The organism is Pseudomonas salicis (genome assembly GCF_057128705.1).
This window is the reverse complement of the sequence record NZ_JBSKHU010000005.1, coordinates 286915-302504: the sequence shown is the minus strand read 5'-3', so window position 1 is coordinate 302504 and position 15590 is coordinate 286915. Positions and strand designations below refer to the sequence as shown.

Sequence of the window (15590 nt, the reverse complement as noted above, 5' to 3'; positions counted from 1 at the left end):
GTCAATATCGACGGCACTGACACTGCGCTATCGCGAGCAAGCCCACTCCTACAATTTATCCAACGATCGACCCAAACCAGTGCATCGTCTTCAACCACGCACCAACATAACCCGCACTAGCGCCCCACCTTCTATCACCTCCTCACGCCCAGCCGCCCCATTCCTGACTGACCTGTCAGTTGGCAAGCCCCTTGCTCTGCCTATTGCATCGCACATTGCTGGAAGTTTTCCGATGCTGGTGATTCATCAACGAATCGAACCCCAAGCTGAATGGGCCGCTGAGCTGCATTTGAATTTCGAAGCGCGGAGTAAAAGCCGTCTGCGCTGTTTCAGTGCCGAGGGCGAAGACGTGGGGCTGTTCCTCGAACGCGGGCAGCCGCCGCTGCGGGATGGGGATTTTCTCAAGGCGGAAGACGGCCGCATCGTGCGCGTCTGCGCTCGGTCGGAGCAACTGATGCACGTCACCTGCAGCAGCGCTTACGAGCTGACCCGCGCCGCTTATCATCTCGGTAACCGACACGTCGCACTGCAAGTCGGCGATGGCTGGCTGCGTTTGCTCGACGACTACGTGCTCAAGGCCATGCTCGATCAACTGGGCGCGACCACCGAGTCCATTGAAGCGCCCTTCCAGCCGGAACACGGCGCGTATGGCGGGGGGCATCACCATTCGCGTGCGGGGGAAGAGGACTTCAACTACGCGCCGCGCATTCATCAGTTCGGCGTCCGCAAATGAGCCCGCGCCCATGAACAAGGCGTGGGCGCTGTTGCGTCTGGCCAGCCCGCAACTGCCGATTGGCGGCTACAGCTATTCCCAGGGGCTGGAAATGGCCGTGGAGCGATCCATCGTCCGCGACCCGCCCAGCGCCGCGCGCTGGATCGGCGATCAACTGTTGCTGAATCTGTGCCGCTTCGAAGCCCCGCTTTTATTGGCCCATTGCACGGCGGCGGCCGACGAGGACTGGGCCACGTTGCTGCAACTGAGCGAAGAGCATCGCGCCAGCCGGGAAACCCGTGAGCTGCATCTGGAAAGTCGGCAGATGGGTTACTCGTTGCAGCAGTTGCTCATCGGTCTGCCTGAGCTCGATCAGCCTGCCCGGGATTTCTTGCGTCAGACCGACGAGCCGCATCTGGCCCTGGGCTGGGCGCTCGCCGCACGCGCCTGGCACATCGACCCGCAGGACGCCCTCGCCGCCTGGCTGTGGAGCTGGCTGGAGAACCAACTGGCCGTGTTGATGAAAACCCTGCCGCTGGGGCAACAGGCCGCGCAACGTCTGACCAGCGAGTTGACGCCTTTGCTGCAGACCGCGCAGCTACGTGCCACTGAACTTGATCCTGAACACATGGGCAGCGCGCCGTTTGGCCTGGCGTTGGCAAGCATGGCCCATGAGCGCCAGTACAGCCGACTGTTTCGATCGTGACCCTTTATTGGCCCCCCCTACGAACTGCACAAAAAAAGATCAACGGAGAACACTTTATGAACAGCCAACCTTTGCGCGTCGGTATTGGCGGCCCGGTCGGGTCCGGCAAGACTGCGCTGACCCTCGCCCTCTGCCTGGCGTTGCGCGAGCGCTACAACCTCGCCGTGGTCACCAACGACATCTATACCCGCGAAGACGCCGATTTTCTGGTGCGCAACGAGGCCTTGGCGCCTGAGCGCATCATTGGCGTGGAAACCGGCGGCTGCCCACACACTGCGATCCGCGAAGACGCGTCGATCAATCTGGAAGCCGTGGATCAGTTGAACCGTCGCTTCGAAGGCCTGGACCTGATCATCGTCGAATCGGGCGGCGACAACTTGTCCGCGACGTTCAGCCCTGAATTGTCGGACCTGACCATCTACGTGATCGACGTGTCGGCAGGCGACAAGCTGCCGCGCAAAGGCGGGCCGGGCATCTGCAAATCCGACCTGCTGGTGATCAACAAGATCGACCTGGCACCGCTGGTGGGCGCGTCGCTCGAGATGATGGATCGCGACACCAAAAAAATGCGCGGTGACAAACCGTTCGTGTTCAGCAACCAGAAAACCGGCCATGGCCTGGAGGACATCATCGCCTTCATCGAGCGCCAAGGCCTGCTGACCGCTGCCTGATTTCATTCACTAAGGACGATCATTGATGAATCGCAAAACCTTATCGCGCACCAAAATCCTCGGCGCACTGGCGCTGCTGTTGGTTCCGGCCTTGGCGTTCGCACACCCCGGCCACGATGAAAGCGGTCTGGTGGCGGGTATCAGCCACCCACTGAGCGGCATCGATCACCTGTTGGCGATGGTGGCCGTCGGGTTGTGGGCCGCTCAACAGAAAGGCGCCGCTCGCTGGGCGCTGCCGATGACGTTTGTCGGCACCATGCTGATGGGTGGGTTGATGGGCTTTGAAGGCCTGGCATTGCCTGGGCTGGAAAGCGGGATTGCGGCGTCGGTGTTTGCACTGGGTCTGGCCGTGGCACTGGCGGTGCGTCCGCCGCTGTTCGTGGCTGTGACGGCGACCGCGCTGTTCGCGATGTTCCATGGCGTGGCCCATGGCCTTGAGCTGCCGGAGATGTCCAGCCCTTGGGGATACGCATTGGGCTTCGTCGGCGCCACCGCTGCGCTGCACACCGCCGGTTACGCCGTGGTGCGCTTCCTGCCAGCGGCGGCTACGCCTATGGTGCGAGTGGCCGGGGCACTTTCAGCTGCGACAGGTGTGTGGTTGTTCGCAGGCTAAAATCTTCTCCCTGACGCACCTCATACCCTGTGGGAGCAAATTCATTCGCGATACGCCCGTACAGCCGATAGAGACTATGTCGGATGTACCGGCCAATCGCGAATGAATTCGCTCCCACAGGGGCTCTGCGCAGGACGGCCCCTCATTTGATCCACCCGTTTACCCCGCCATCCCCGCCTCCTGCTACCATGTCGCGCAATTTGACCTCTGCCGCGACGCCATCCGATGCCTGACGTTTCTCTGCCCGCCTCCAAGCCTGAACTGTTCGCTGTGTTCGCCACTGTGCAGCAGCATTTCATGGCGGTGATCGTCCCGCTTTGGCAGGGGCCGGGCTGGAATGCCGAGATGGCGCTGCCGTATGAGGCGCTGGACGCTCAACACCAACCGTTGCCCCCTCAGCGTTACCGGGCCATGGCCTGTGCGCGGCAGCTGTTTCTGTTTTCCAGTTTCATGGGCAACCCGCAAGTGCCTGATGCCGAAACTCGTGCGGCGGCGCTGTTCCGCTCGCTGCAACGGCATTTCCATGATGCCGAACACGGCGGCTGGTTTTACAGCATCGACCCACAGGGCGCGCCGCTGGACCGTCGAAAAGACCTCTACACCCACGCGTTCATCGTCTTCGCCTGCGCGCATTACTGGGCGAAGGTGCGCGAGCCGTTGGTGGAATCGGTACTCAATGCCGCGCTGCACGTCGTCGCCGAGCGTTTTGCCGATGGCGATGGCTTGTACGAGTCCGTGCTGAACGAAGACTGGTCCTCGCTGGACGCCGGGCCTCTGCAGAACCCGTTGATGCATCTGGCTGAAGCGTTTCTGGCGACGCTGGAAGTGCGCGAAGACGCCGACACGCTCGCTGCCCTCGACGCCTTGGCGGAAGCCATGCAGCGGCGCTTTGTCGATGTCGAGCACGGGGTGATGCTGGAGAAGCCCCTCGGCGCTGTGGATAACTGGTCCGAGCCGGGGCATCAGTTCGAATGGTTCTACCTGCTGGAGTCGTCGGCACACCTGCGTGGCACCCCGCTGCATCGCTCGCTGACCACTGCGTTTGGCCACGCTGAGGCGCAAGGGGTCGATCCGGTCACAGGGGCTGTGGTCGCGACACTGGATGTGGAAGGCTTGGTGAAAGATGGCACTCAGCGCATCTGGGCGCAGGCCGAGTACCTGCGGGCGTTGACGTTGCGCCCTGATAGCCAGGCGTTGCTGGCGCGTCAGTTGAACGCCTTGCAGCAGCGGTTTTTGCATGCAGGCGGCTGGAATGAGTGCCTGGATAGCCAGGGACAGATTAGCCGCAGCGACATGCCGTCGACCACGCCCTATCACCTGGCGACGTGCTATATCGGCTTGGCTGAATACTTCGGCGCCTGAATCCCCTACTTGATGATCGTCCCTACACTCTGCGTGGGGACGCATCCCTTGGCGCTCTGCGCCACCTCAACGGCCGTCGCAGCGCGTCGAGGGCGGCATTCCCACGCGGCGCATGGGAACGATCATTGTCCTGTGTTACTTCGTTTCACCACGCGTACGATCAATCGCAAATCCGGCCCAGGTCTGGCTCACAGGCATCAGCTCCAGGTTGTTGACGTTGACGTGCGCCGGGGTGTTCATGATCCAGAAAATCGTCTCGGCGATGTCTTGCGGCTGGATCGGCTCAGCGCCCGCGTAAGTGGCGTCGTACTTCGACTGATCACCTCCGAAACGCACCAGAGAGAACTCGCTTTCACACAGGCCGGGCTCAAGGTTGGTCACCCGCACGCCGGTGCCGATCAGATCGTTGCGAAGGTTCAGCGAGAACTGTCCGACGAAGGCCTTGGTACCGCCATACACGTTACCGCCCGGATACGGATAATTGCCCGCGACCGAACCCAGGTTGACGATGCTCGCACCACGGCCGTAGGCGATCAGGCGCGACAGCAGCGTGCGAGTGGTGTAGACCAGCCCTTTGACGTTGGTGTCGATCATGGTGTCCCAGTCGTCCAGGTCGCACTTCGGCGCAGGGTCGATGCCCAGTGCCAGACCGGCGTTGTTGATCAGGCCACGAATTTTCGCGAACTCGGCAGGCAGACCCTCTACGGCCTTTTCCACAGCCGCACGATCGCGGACGTCCAGCGTCAAGGTGTGCACCTTGGTCTGCTTCGACAGTTCGGCGCTCAACGCCTGCAAACGCTCTTCGCGGCGGCCGGTCAACACCAGCGACCAGCCTGCTTCTGCAAAGCGGCGTGCGCAGGCTTCGCCAAACCCGGATGTAGCACCGGTAATGAACACGGTAGAAGTCATGTCGTTCTCCTGACGGGGGTTTCGGCTTTGGAATAAGCTCGGGTGAACGCAGCGCAGCGGCTACGTGTAGGAAAGTTCTGGAGAATGCCCGCGCGGGCGGCTCGGGATCAAGTCTGCGCGTAACAAACCTCGCACTGCATTGTGGATACGTTCCAACTGTATAAAAAACAACCAAACACGCCAAAGCCTTATGCCATCAGGGCTGGGCGCAGTTTTGCCCACCTTATCCACAGCCAGACACACAAAATCGGTGCGCAACTCGCAGGGCTACACGTCACGGCATGCGGGGCCTGTGGGCAATTTAAAAGGGATTTTCCCTTGACCTGCTGAAACGGATCTGCCGCCTGTCGAGCGCTCAGGTTGTACGAACGGACAGGATCGCTCGTCCAACCTCAGGGATTGCGCTATCTGCGGCGGTCTTTCCAAGGGTTGCACACAGAGTTATCCACAGGAGGATCAAAGCAAAAAACTGGATAAAAAACCAGCCTCTAAAGCGTTGACAAACTCAGCAGAAATAACGGCCAAACCTACTGATCAATAATTGACCAACCCTCTGTAAGCCTTATAAACAAAGGCCTGTAGCCAACTGCCACCAACTTATTCACAGTCACCTCCACAGTAAAACTGAACAAGTCAAAAACGTGACAAAACAACCATTTGCAGCGGCTAAGTGTCGCGCTTTGGCAGCTCTTCAAAATTGTTTTCCACAATTGGCATCATCAGCCTTGCATTCCTCTTTAGCAGCACGGCTTGGCGGCGGTGGCGTCCGAAAAATCCCTGCGCCAGCACGCCGGACTCCTACGGATGAGCCGACGACAAACCTGTGGGAGCGAATTTATTCGCGATGGGTAGGTACATCCGACACATCCCTATCGGTTGTACCGCCCTCTCGCGAATGAATTCGCTCCCACAGGGGTAGGCCGCTTATTCCATTACCAGGAACGCTCGACGCGCCACGCAGAATGCAAAACGCCCCGAGTGAATAACACTCAAGGCGTTGGTTATTGCCGAAGTACTGGAGGACTCAATGCCCGCCAAGATAGGCGTTGCGCACTTCCTCGTTGGTCAGGAGCTCCTGCCCGGTGCCTGTGAGACGAATCTCGCCGTTGACCATCACGTAGGCGCGGTCTGACAGCTTCAGGGCGTGGTTGGCGTTCTGCTCGACGAGGAAGATCGTCATACCGGTTTTCGCCAGTTCACGCAGGGTGGAGAAAATCTGCTTCACGATGATCGGCGCCAGGCCAAGGCTCGGCTCGTCCAGCAGCAACAGTTTCGGGCGGCTCATCAGGGCGCGGGCGATGGCGAGCATTTGCTGTTCGCCACCGGACATGGTCATGGCGCGCTGATTACGACGCTCCTTGAGGCGCGGGAACAGCTCGAACATGCGCTGCATGTCTTCGCTTGCGTACTTATCCCCAATCGGAATCGTGCCCATCATCAGGTTCTCTTCCACCGACATGTCGGGGAACACACGGCGGCCTTCCGGCGACTGCGCAATGCCATTGGACGCGATGTAGTGCGACGACTTCTGGGTGATGTCGGTGCCCTGATAGATGATCTGGCCACTGGCCGCGCGAGGCTGGCCGAAGATCGACATCAGCAGCGTGGATTTGCCCGCGCCGTTGGAGCCGATCAGGCTGACCGTTTCGCCTTCGTTGATGTGCATCGAGACTTTCTTCAGAGCCTGAATCGGCCCGTAATACACGTCGATCTCTTTCAGTTCGAGGATCGGCTTACTCATACCAGCTCCTCTTCATCAGCACCCAGGTACGCCGCGATCACCTTCGGATCGTTGCGAATCTGCTCCGGCTTGCCCTTGGCAATCACGTTACCGTGGTCGAGCACGACGATATCGTCGGAAATGCCCATGACCATGCCCATGTCGTGCTCGATCAGCACGATGGTCATGTCGTGGTCGTCGCGCAGGTGGCGGATCATGCCGCTCAGCGCTTCGGTTTCCTGTGGGTTGAGCCCTGCGGCCGGTTCGTCCAGGCAGATGACCTGTGGGCGGGTGCACATGGCGCGGGCGATTTCCAGACGACGCTGCTGCCCGTAGGACAGCTCACCGGCGAGACGGTTGGCGCAGTCCACCAAATCCACCACTTCCAGCCAGTAGAAGGCGGTGTTCAGCGCGTCTTCCTCGGCCTTGCGGTAGCCCTTGGTGTTGAGAATGCCCGCGATCATGTTGCGGTTGACCCACATATGCTGGGCGACCAGCAGGTTCTCGACAACGGACATTTCCTTGAACAGGCGAATGTTCTGGAACGTACGCGCCAGGCCTGCACGGTTCACCAGATGCGTGCCGCCGAACATTTTGTAGAACAGACGGCTGCCGAAACGCTTGGGCGAGGCGAAGTCGCTGACCCGGAACTGCTCGCCGAGCAGCTGGATCACGTTGGTTTTCTTGCCGCGCGCGTTCAGCTCGATCTTGCCGCCGGTGGCTTTATAGAAGCCGGTCAGGCAGTTGAACACGGTGGTCTTGCCTGCGCCGTTAGGGCCGATCAGGGCGAAGATCGAGTTGCGGCGCACTTCCAGGCTCACGTCGCTGAGGGCCTTGATACCGCCGAAGTGCATCATCAGGTTCTCGACGGACAGAACGATTTCGTCGCTCATCACGCGCCCTCCACTTTTGCCAGCACGCCTTTGCGTGGTTGTACGCCGCTGCGGCTGATGCGAATCAGGCCACGTGGGCGCCAGATCATCATCAGCACCATCAGGATGCCGAACAGCAGCACGCGGTATTCCGCGAAGCTGCGCAGCATTTCAGGGGCAACGGTCAGCACGAATGCGGCAATCACCACGCCCACGGTCGAACCCATGCCGCCGAGGACAACGATGGCCAGGATCAGCGCGGATTCGAAGAAGGTGAACGAGGTCGGGTTGACGAAGCCTTGGTAGCTGGCGAAGAACACACCCGCCAAGCCTGCCGTCGAGGCACCGATGGTGAACGCCGAGAGCTTGACCAGCACGTGGTTCAGGCCCATGGAACGGCAGGCGATTTCGTCTTCACGCAACGCTTCCCAGGCCCGGCCGACCGGCATACGGGTCAGACGGTGCTTGATGTACAGCACCGCCAGCACGACCAGGAACAGCACGGCATAGATGAAGATGAATTTCAGGTCCGGGTTGTATTCGAAGCCGAAATATTCGTGGATCGGAATCCCGCCATCTCTGGCCCGACGCCCGAATTCCAAGCCGAAGAACGTTGGCGAAGGCACCGGCACGCCGTTCGGGCCGCCAGTGAACGACAGCCAGTTGTTGAGCACCAGACGAATGATTTCACCGAAGCCCAGGGTCACGATGGCCAGGTAGTCGCCGTGCATGCGCAGGACCGGGAAGCCCAGGATGCAACCGGCAAACGCCGCAGCGATGGCCGCCAGTGGCAACGCCGACCAGAAACCCAGGCCAAGATACTGATAACCCAGCGCCAGACCGTAAGCACCGATGGCGTAGAACGCCACGTAACCCAGGTCGAGCAGCCCGGCCAGGCCGACCACGATGTTCAGGCCCAGGCCCAGCAACACGTAGATCAGGCCGAGAATGACGACGGTCAGGACGTATTTGTCAGCGAACACCGGGAAGATCACGGCGATCAGGATCATCAGCGGAATGATGAAACGCAGGCGAGTCTTGTAACCCGGTGGCAGCACGTGGACGCCAGAGCCGGTGCTTTCGAAACTCTGGGCGATGGCCACACCTTTCGGGGTTTGCAGGAACAGGCTCATCAGGAAGCGACCGACCACCACCACACCGACCAGCGCCGCGACGCGACCCGGTTGCATGTTGAAGCCATAGCCGTCCAGCACGATGCCGACGATGGGGCCGAACACGATCAGCGCCAGCAAGCCGGCAACCACCGCGTCGATCAGACTTTGTTTGATATCGATGGGTTTGACAGGAGCAGACATGGTTACACCTTCGCCACGAGTGGGCGACCCAGCAGGCCTTGAGGACGGAAGATCAGAATCACTACCAGCAGGCCGAAACTGAACACGTCTTTATAGTCGGAGTTGATCAGACCGGAGAATTGCGACTCGGCAACCCCCAGGATCAATCCACCAAGCATCGCGCCCGGCAATGAACCGATACCGCCGAGTACCGCTGCGGTGAAGGCCTTGATGCCGATGACGAACCCGGCGAAGAAGTCGAACGTGCCGTAGTTCATGGTGATCAGAACGCCTGCGAGTGCCGCCATGGCAGCACCGATGACGAACACGTAGGAAATGATCCGGTCGGTGTTGATCCCCAGAATCGAAGCCATCTTGCGATCCTGCTGCGTGGCGCGGCACATGCGGCCCAGCTTGGTGTACTTGATGATGTAGGTCAGTACGCCCATGCCGACAAACGCGGCGATCAGGATAAATATCTTGGTGTAAGTGATCTGCACAAAACCATGGCCGACTTCAAACCGCATGGCACCTTCGAGCAGGGTCGGAACACCTTGCTGACGTGGGCCCTGTGCGATTTGCGCGTAGTTTTGCAGGATCAGGGAGATACCAATGGCACTGATCAGCGGTGCCAGACGTGTCGAGTTACGTAGTGGCTTGTAGGCCACGCGCTCGATGACGAAGCCATACACACCGGTCACCACGATGGTGAAGATCAGCGTGCCGAGAATCAGGAAAGGGAACGACTCGATACCGAAGAACGACAGCACGGCCAGGCCGATGGCTGCGAGGTAGGCGGAAATCATGTACACGTCGCCGTGGGCGAAGTTGATCATGCCGATGATGCCGTAAACCATCGTGTAACCGATGGCGATCAGGCCGTAGACCGAACCCAGGGTCAGGCCGTTGACCATTTGTTGCAGGAAAATACCATCCATCACGCACGCTCACGAACTTGAAGGCCAACCCGGCGCGGACCGGAAACTCCCTCGTGAGGAATAACGGGACGCGCACGATGGCAACAGAAGAATCCGACGCCGCGCAAGGCGGCATCGATTACCGGGTCAGGCCGTTTCGAGGTTCCAAGCCCGCAAAACGGCTGACTCGACTAGGCGCTCAACTTACTTCTGCTTTTCGAGCTGGTGATATTTGCCATCCTTGTCCCACTGGTAAACCACGTAGTCGGAGACTTTCAAGTCGCCTTTGGTGTCCCAGTTTTTCTCACCCATGACGGTTTTCACCGGGTGAGCTTTCAGCCACTTGGCCGCTTCCTCGCCTTTGGTGGACTTGGCGCCAGTGAATGCAGCAGCCAGGGCCTGAACCGAAGCGTAGGAATACAGGGTGTAGCCTTCAGGCTCGTAGCCGCCTTTGCGGAACTGATCCACAACAGCCTTGCTGTCTGGGAGCAGGCGTGGGTCGGCGCCGAAGGTCATGTACACGCCATCGACGTACTGAGCGCCGCCAGCGGTGGTGACCAGTTCGTCGGTCACAACGCCGTCGTCGGACATGAACTTGACGTCTTTCAGGCCTTGCTCACGCATTTGGCGAACCAGAGGACCGGCCTCCGGGTGCAGACCACCGAAGTAAACCACGTCGGCACCGGCGCCACGGATCTTGGTCACCAGGGCGCTGAAGTCTTTCTCGCCACGGGTCAGGCCTTCTTCGAGTACCGGCTTCACGCCGCGAGCGGTCAGTTGCTTGGCGGTGGCGTCAGCCAGGCCTTTACCGTAAGTGTCTTTGTCGTTGATGACCGCGACTTTCTTGCCTTTCAGCACGTCGACGATGTAATCGCCAGCGACGATACCTTGCTGGTCGTCACGGCCGCACATACGGAACATCGCGCCCAGGCCACGTTCAGTCACGTTCGGGTTGGTCGACGCAGGGGTGATCGTGATGATGCCGGCTTCGTCATAGACTTCCGACGCAGGGATGGTCGAAGACGAGCAGAAGTGACCCACGATGCCCACGATCTTGTCGGACGCAGCTTTGTTGGCGACGGCCACGGCCTGTTTAGGCTCGCACGCATCGTCGTATTGAGTCAGCGAGATTTTCTCCCCGTTGACGCCGCCCGCAGCGTTGATAGCGTCAGCCGCAGCCTGAGCGCCTTTCCAGAACTGCAAACCAAACGAGGCGTTGGCGCCGGTCATTGGACCAGAAACGCCGATCTTGACGTCAGCCTGTGCAAAAGTAGCCACACCCATTGCAGTAGCGACTGCGAGTGCCAGAAAGCCTTTCCTGTAAAACGTCTGCGACATGAGTTGGTGCTCCTAGGTTTTTTAATTAGCACTGCGACCACAGAGATGCTCTGAGCAAGTGGCGTGCCATCGGTTTTTTATTCTGAAAAAAGTCGTCGTTTTGTTGTTATTCGACTGTTTTGAGCCCTTTTTTATTGGGCGTGCAACCGTCTAAACCGCGCAAGGTGCAACCCTGCGACTTTTGTAGAGCAACCCTCCCGAATAACGCGCGCAACCGCACTGCCCTGACCTGTACAACCCTGTTGTTACAGCTTGCGTCACCGAACTGCACACCGGCGGTGCGGGACCGCTACGGGACGCACCATTTCAGGGTAGTGGATATGCGCAAAAGCGTTGATTTATGACAAACATTTCGCCTCAGATCACAACCCTGAGACATTGCCCCGCATGGTATAGCGAAAAGCCAGCTTCGTATAAAGAGCTGCGTAAAGCAATGGCCGAGAGCGGCTGCATGGGAGCAAACGGGATCGGCAGCACATTCGGGTTGCCACCGCACAGGTAATCGGCGAAGGCTTTACCGACCACTGTGCCGGTCGTGTTGCCTCGGCCGTTGTATCCGGTCATCGCGACCAGTCCTGGTGCAGGCTCATACATGCGCAGCAAATGATCGGGCGTGAAATCGATGCAGCCCGTCCAAGTGCATTCCCACTCGACCTTTTTCAGGTACGGGAAATAGTGCTGCTGAATGCGGTCTGCCCAGGCCTTGAGGAACCACGTCGGCTTCTGATTGCCGTTGCCCAGGCTGCCCAGCAACAGGCGCCCATCCGCGTCGCGACGGATGCTGCTCAGCACTTGGCGGGTGTCCCAGGAGCCCTGTCCACCGGGAAGAATCTGCTGGGCAGCCTCTTCCGTCAGCGGCGCGGAGGCCACTTGATAGTAATAGCCAGGGAAAAAGCTGCGGCGGACTTCAGTCCAGTCGCCTTCGGTGTAGGCGTTGGACGCGATGACGACTTGATCGGCGATGACCGAGCCGTTGTCGGTGATCACGCACCAACGTTGGCCCTGACGCTCCAGCCGCTTGACCGGCGAGTGATCGTAACGCTGGCCTCCCAGCGAGGTAACCGCTGCAGCCAGACCGCTGGTGTAGGCCATCGGGTTGATGGTGCCTGCGCGGTGGTCGAGCAGCGCGGCGGTGATTTCCCGAGTGCCGGTGGCTTCCTGGCAGGCTTTGCCGGTCAGCAGTTCGATGGGCGCGCCACGGCGTTTCCATTGTTCTTCGCGGCTGCGCAGATCCAGCTCGCCCTTGGCGTTGTGCGCCATGTGCAGCGTGCCTGTGCGCGTGGCCTGGCAATCGATGTTGTATTTTTCAATGAGGCTGAACACCAGCGACGGCGCGTTGCCGAGCATGGTGTTGAGCTGGCTGCCGATTTTCTCGCCGAAACCGGCTTCAATCTCGTCGGGCGGAATCCACAGCCCGGCGTTGACCAATCCCACGTTACGCCCCGAGCCGCCTTGGCCGGTGCGATGGGCTTCGACGATGGCGACGTTCTTGCCCTGTTCAAGCAAATGCAGCGCTGCCGACAACCCCGTGATGCCTGCGCCGATCACGCACACATCGACGGTCACTTCCCCCTTCAACGCCGGCGCCTCAGGCCTCTGCGGCGTCAGCGTTTCCCACAGACATTCTTCGCGTAGCGGCATCGCAAAACCTCGAAAAGGACAAACGATGATTCAATTCAATATTGCTTATTCTTACGCTATCGCGAGCAAGCTCACTCCTACAGAATCAACGCTACCCTGCAGGAGTGCTTGCTCGCGATCAGGTTGACGCGGTGCAGTTGCTACACCGCGTCACAGGCATCAATCAAACGTAATGCCCTGCGCCAACGGCAGCTCGCGGGAGTAGTTGACGGTCGCAGTCTGGCGACGCATATAGCCCTTCCACGAATCCGAGCCGGATTCACGGCCGCCGCCGGTTTCCTTCTCGCCGCCGAACGCGCCGCCGATCTCTGCACCACTCGGGCCAATGTTGACGTTGGCGATGCCGCAGTCGCTGCCCAGCGCCGAGATGAACTGTTCGGCCTCACGCACATCTGTGGTGAAGATGCACGAAGACAGGCCTTGTGGCACGTCGTTGTTCAAGCGCACCGCATCGGCGAAATCGTCGTAACCGACCACGTACAGAATCGGCGCGAAGGTCTCGCTGCGCACCACGTCGCTTTGCTCAGGCATGTCGACGATGGCAGGCGACACGTAGAACGCGTTCGGGAATTTGTCGGCCAATTGACGCTTGCCGCCAAACACGGTGCCGCCTTCGCTCAACGCCTGTTCCAGCGCTTCCTGCATGTTTTCGAAGCTTTGCTTGTCGATCAACGGACCGACCAGGTTGCCTTCCAGCGGGTGGCCGATGCGCACTTTGGCGTAAGCGGCTTTCAGGCGCTCGACAAACTCAGCTTTGACCGAGTTATGCGCGATCAGGCGACGCAGGGTGGTGCAGCGCTGACCGGCGGTGCCGACGGCGCTGAACAGCACGGCGCGAACGGCCAGGTCCAGATCGGCGCTTGGGGTCAGGATCATGGCGTTGTTGCCGCCCAGTTCCAGAATGCTGCGAGCGAAACGCGCGGCGATTTTCGGCGCCACTTCACGGCCCATGCGGGTGCTGCCCGTGGCGCTGATCAGGGCGACACGTTCGTCATCCACGAGCGCTTCGCCAGCGTCGCGGCCACCGATCACACATTGTGCGAGGAATTGCGGGGCGTCCGAGAACTCAGCGGCGACGCGGTCGAACAGGGCCTGGCACGCCAAGGCGGTCAGCGGCGTCTTTTCCGACGGCTTCCAGATCACCGAGTTGCCGCACACCAGCGCCAACGCGGTGTTCCACGACCAGACCGCCACCGGGAAGTTGAACGCGCTGATCACACCGACGACGCCCAGCGGGTGCCAGGTTTCACGCATGTGGTGACCCGGACGCTCGGAGGCGATGGTCAGGCCGTACATTTGGCGGGACAGGCCGACGGCGAAATCGCAGATGTCGATCATCTCCTGGACTTCACCCAGACCTTCCTGAGTGATCTTGCCCGCTTCCCACGACACCAGCTCGCCGAGGTCAGCCTTGTGTTTGCGCAGCGCTTCACCGAACAGGCGCACCAATTCGCCACGGCGAGGCGCCGGAACTTTGCGCCAGGCGTCGAACGCGTGCTCGGCACGGGTGATGCGCTGCTCGACTTCGGCCGCCCCTTCCCAACTGACCGAAGCCACCTGACTGCCATCGATCGGCGTGTGAACAGGCTTGTCGCCCTTCTGGTAAAGAGCAGGGTCGACACCGAGACGGGTTAGCAGATCGTTGAGCATGATTTCTCCTGGATTCGGATGAGCCGTAAAACGCGATTGCGGAATACTGGGATTGAGGTGTTTCGTCAGCTTCTAGTAATAGCTGGCGTGACGTCATGCAACAAACGACGATTAAGCGAGATATCATTCCGTTTTTTCATGCTGACGCCGAGCAGGCCTGAATATGCTGAACAGACGCCATCTGCCGTCCATCACCGCGCTGCAATGTTTCGAAGCGGTGACCCGGCACCTGAGTTTCACCCGTGCCGCCGAAGAACTGAATCTGACCCAAAGTGCGGTCAGCAAACAGGTCGCGCAACTTGAAGAGCTCGTCCAGCACCTGCTATTCAGACGCGTGCGCCGTCGTCTACAGCTCACGCCAGCCGGGGCTTTATATTTGGCGGAGGTGCGAAAAATCCTCACGCAGATGGAGATGTCCACGCACTTCCTGCGTTCCTACGGCGGCGAAACCGAAGTCCTGCGCGTTTCGACGCCCTCGACCTTCGGCGCCCGGTGGCTGGTCCCACGTCTGAAAGGCTGGCGTCTTCGGTATCCGCACATTCATCTGGACCTGGTGAACGAACAGGAAAGCGATGACCTCGCCCAGAGCCGTTGCGACCTGTCGTTCTATTTCGGTCAGGGGGCCCGACCCGGCGCGGAAAGTGTGAAGCTGTTTGGCGAAGAACTGGTACCGGTCTGTTCGCCCGACAGCCTTCCCGACAAATCTTTCACCGATCCCACTCAACTCGCCGACCTGGTCTTGCTGCAAAACGCCCATCGACCACAGGGCTGGCATGAGTGGTTCGAAAGTCAGGGTTATCAGACCGAACACAGCTATCACGGCCCGCGTTTCGAAACGTTCTACATGTGCATCCGCGCAGCGCAAGTGGGGTGCGGCGTGGCATTGCTGCCGCGCTTTCTGGTTGAAGAAGAGTTGGCCGACGGCAAGTTGGTCATTCCCTGGCCTCATGCCCTCCCCAGCCACGACGCCTATTACCTCGCCTACCCGGAACACGCGGCAGAAGTGCCGAAAATCCGGGGGTTTGTGGAATGGATGCTGGAGCAACTGGATCAACCGACACCGCAATAAGTGATCAGACTCTCCCCCCCCCTGTGGGAGCGAATTCATTTGCGATGCGTCGGTATGGGCAATAGAGCTGCGTCGAATGTACCGGCCTTTCGCGAATGAATTCGCTCCCACAGGG

General features: G+C 60.0%; 14 protein-coding genes. 6 read left to right on the top strand and 8 right to left on the bottom strand.

What is annotated here, in order from left to right; genetic code table 11:
- Window positions 1–232 precede the first annotated feature (232 nt).
- The 5 genes from ureE to ACWKWE_RS19795 all read left to right on the top strand — a co-directional run bounded on the left by ureE (window position 233) and on the right by ACWKWE_RS19795 (window position 4064).
- Window positions 233–733 carry an urease accessory protein UreE gene (gene ureE / locus ACWKWE_RS19815; protein ID WP_483851450.1) on the top strand — a complete coding sequence of 167 codons (501 nt, stop codon included), beginning with the start codon at window positions 233–235 and terminating at the stop codon, window positions 731–733.
- A 10-nt stretch (window positions 734–743) separates the two neighbouring features.
- Window positions 744–1418, top strand: a complete 675-nt coding sequence (locus tag ACWKWE_RS19810) for an urease accessory protein UreF (RefSeq protein WP_483851449.1) — start codon at window positions 744–746, stop codon at window positions 1416–1418.
- A gap of 56 nt (window positions 1419–1474) precedes the next feature.
- A complete protein-coding gene (gene ureG, locus ACWKWE_RS19805) occupies window positions 1475–2089 on the top strand; it encodes an urease accessory protein UreG (RefSeq protein ID WP_062378949.1) in 615 nt (204 codons plus the stop codon).
- Between the two features lie 25 nt (window positions 2090–2114).
- Window positions 2115–2702, top strand: a complete 588-nt coding sequence (locus ACWKWE_RS19800; RefSeq protein ID WP_166595984.1) for a HupE/UreJ family protein — start codon at window positions 2115–2117, stop codon at window positions 2700–2702.
- 225 nt (window positions 2703–2927) lie between these two features.
- Window positions 2928–4064, top strand: a complete 1137-nt coding sequence (locus ACWKWE_RS19795; RefSeq protein WP_483851448.1) for an AGE family epimerase/isomerase — start codon at window positions 2928–2930, stop codon at window positions 4062–4064.
- Window positions 4065–4199: 135 nt separating this feature from the next.
- Here ACWKWE_RS19795 and ACWKWE_RS19790 read toward each other — a convergent pair whose 3' ends face one another.
- The 8 genes from ACWKWE_RS19790 to amaB all read right to left on the bottom strand — a co-directional run bounded on the left by ACWKWE_RS19790 (window position 4200) and on the right by amaB (window position 14406).
- Window positions 4200–4973 (bottom strand): SDR family oxidoreductase, encoded by a 774-nt coding sequence (locus tag ACWKWE_RS19790; protein WP_483851447.1) that lies wholly within the window; start codon window positions 4971–4973, stop codon window positions 4200–4202.
- A gap of 1024 nt (window positions 4974–5997) precedes the next feature.
- Window positions 5998–6714, bottom strand: coding sequence for an ABC transporter ATP-binding protein (locus tag ACWKWE_RS19785; RefSeq protein WP_166595987.1), 717 nt, complete (start codon window positions 6712–6714; stop codon window positions 5998–6000).
- Window positions 6711–7586 carry an ABC transporter ATP-binding protein gene (locus ACWKWE_RS19780; RefSeq protein WP_166595988.1) on the bottom strand — a complete coding sequence of 292 codons (876 nt, stop codon included), beginning with the start codon at window positions 7584–7586 and terminating at the stop codon, window positions 6711–6713. Before ACWKWE_RS19780 ends, ACWKWE_RS19785 begins: the two co-directional genes overlap by 4 nt.
- A complete protein-coding gene (livM, locus tag ACWKWE_RS19775; RefSeq protein ID WP_166595989.1) occupies window positions 7586–8881 on the bottom strand; it encodes a high-affinity branched-chain amino acid ABC transporter permease LivM in 1296 nt (431 codons plus the stop codon). Before livM ends, ACWKWE_RS19780 begins: the two co-directional genes overlap by 1 nt.
- Window positions 8882–8883: 2 nt before the next feature.
- Complete coding sequence (locus ACWKWE_RS19770; RefSeq protein ID WP_166595990.1) at window positions 8884–9798, bottom strand: ABC transporter permease subunit; 915 nt, start codon at window positions 9796–9798, stop codon at window positions 8884–8886.
- A 183-nt stretch (window positions 9799–9981) separates the two neighbouring features.
- Complete coding sequence (locus ACWKWE_RS19765) at window positions 9982–11115, bottom strand: branched-chain amino acid ABC transporter substrate-binding protein (protein WP_483851446.1); 1134 nt, start codon at window positions 11113–11115, stop codon at window positions 9982–9984.
- A gap of 357 nt (window positions 11116–11472) precedes the next feature.
- Window positions 11473–12756, bottom strand: coding sequence for an L-pipecolate oxidase (gene amaA, locus ACWKWE_RS19760; RefSeq protein WP_483851445.1), 1284 nt, complete (start codon window positions 12754–12756; stop codon window positions 11473–11475).
- A gap of 159 nt (window positions 12757–12915) precedes the next feature.
- Window positions 12916–14406: an L-piperidine-6-carboxylate dehydrogenase gene (gene amaB / locus ACWKWE_RS19755; RefSeq protein WP_483851444.1), complete on the bottom strand. Its 1491-nt coding sequence runs from the start codon at window positions 14404–14406 to the stop codon at window positions 12916–12918.
- A 163-nt stretch (window positions 14407–14569) separates the two neighbouring features.
- Here amaB and ACWKWE_RS19750 point away from each other — a divergent pair, with 163 nt between their 5' ends.
- Entirely contained in the window at window positions 14570–15475 is a 906-nt protein-coding gene (locus tag ACWKWE_RS19750; RefSeq protein WP_483851443.1) for a LysR family transcriptional regulator, read from the top strand.
- Window positions 15476–15590: the final 115 nt, after the last annotated feature.

Excerpts from the sequence above, each read along its gene's own strand:
- ACWKWE_RS19780 (WP_166595988.1), bottom strand. The coding sequence starts at position 7,586 with ATGAGCGACGAAATCGTTCTGTCCGTCGAGAACCTGATGATGCACTTC.
- ACWKWE_RS19800 (WP_166595984.1), top strand. The coding sequence starts at position 2,115 with ATGAATCGCAAAACCTTATCGCGCACCAAAATCCTCGGCGCACTGGCG.
- ACWKWE_RS19810 (WP_483851449.1), top strand. The coding sequence starts at position 744 with ATGAACAAGGCGTGGGCGCTGTTGCGTCTGGCCAGCCCGCAACTGCCG.
- ACWKWE_RS19750 (WP_483851443.1), top strand. The coding sequence starts at position 14,570 with ATGCTGAACAGACGCCATCTGCCGTCCATCACCGCGCTGCAATGTTTC.
- ACWKWE_RS19795 (WP_483851448.1), top strand. The coding sequence starts at position 2,928 with ATGCCTGACGTTTCTCTGCCCGCCTCCAAGCCTGAACTGTTCGCTGTG.
- ureE (WP_483851450.1), top strand. The coding sequence starts at position 233 with ATGCTGGTGATTCATCAACGAATCGAACCCCAAGCTGAATGGGCCGCT.
- ACWKWE_RS19770 (WP_166595990.1), bottom strand. The coding sequence starts at position 9,798 with ATGGATGGTATTTTCCTGCAACAAATGGTCAACGGCCTGACCCTGGGT.
- ureG (WP_062378949.1), top strand. The coding sequence starts at position 1,475 with ATGAACAGCCAACCTTTGCGCGTCGGTATTGGCGGCCCGGTCGGGTCC.
- ACWKWE_RS19785 (WP_166595987.1), bottom strand. The coding sequence starts at position 6,714 with ATGAGTAAGCCGATCCTCGAACTGAAAGAGATCGACGTGTATTACGGG.
- ACWKWE_RS19790 (WP_483851447.1), bottom strand. The coding sequence starts at position 4,973 with ATGACTTCTACCGTGTTCATTACCGGTGCTACATCCGGGTTTGGCGAA.
- livM (WP_166595989.1), bottom strand. The coding sequence starts at position 8,881 with ATGTCTGCTCCTGTCAAACCCATCGATATCAAACAAAGTCTGATCGAC.
- ACWKWE_RS19765 (WP_483851446.1), bottom strand. The coding sequence starts at position 11,115 with ATGTCGCAGACGTTTTACAGGAAAGGCTTTCTGGCACTCGCAGTCGCT.
- amaA (WP_483851445.1), bottom strand. The coding sequence starts at position 12,756 with ATGCCGCTACGCGAAGAATGTCTGTGGGAAACGCTGACGCCGCAGAGG.
- amaB (WP_483851444.1), bottom strand. The coding sequence starts at position 14,406 with ATGCTCAACGATCTGCTAACCCGTCTCGGTGTCGACCCTGCTCTTTAC.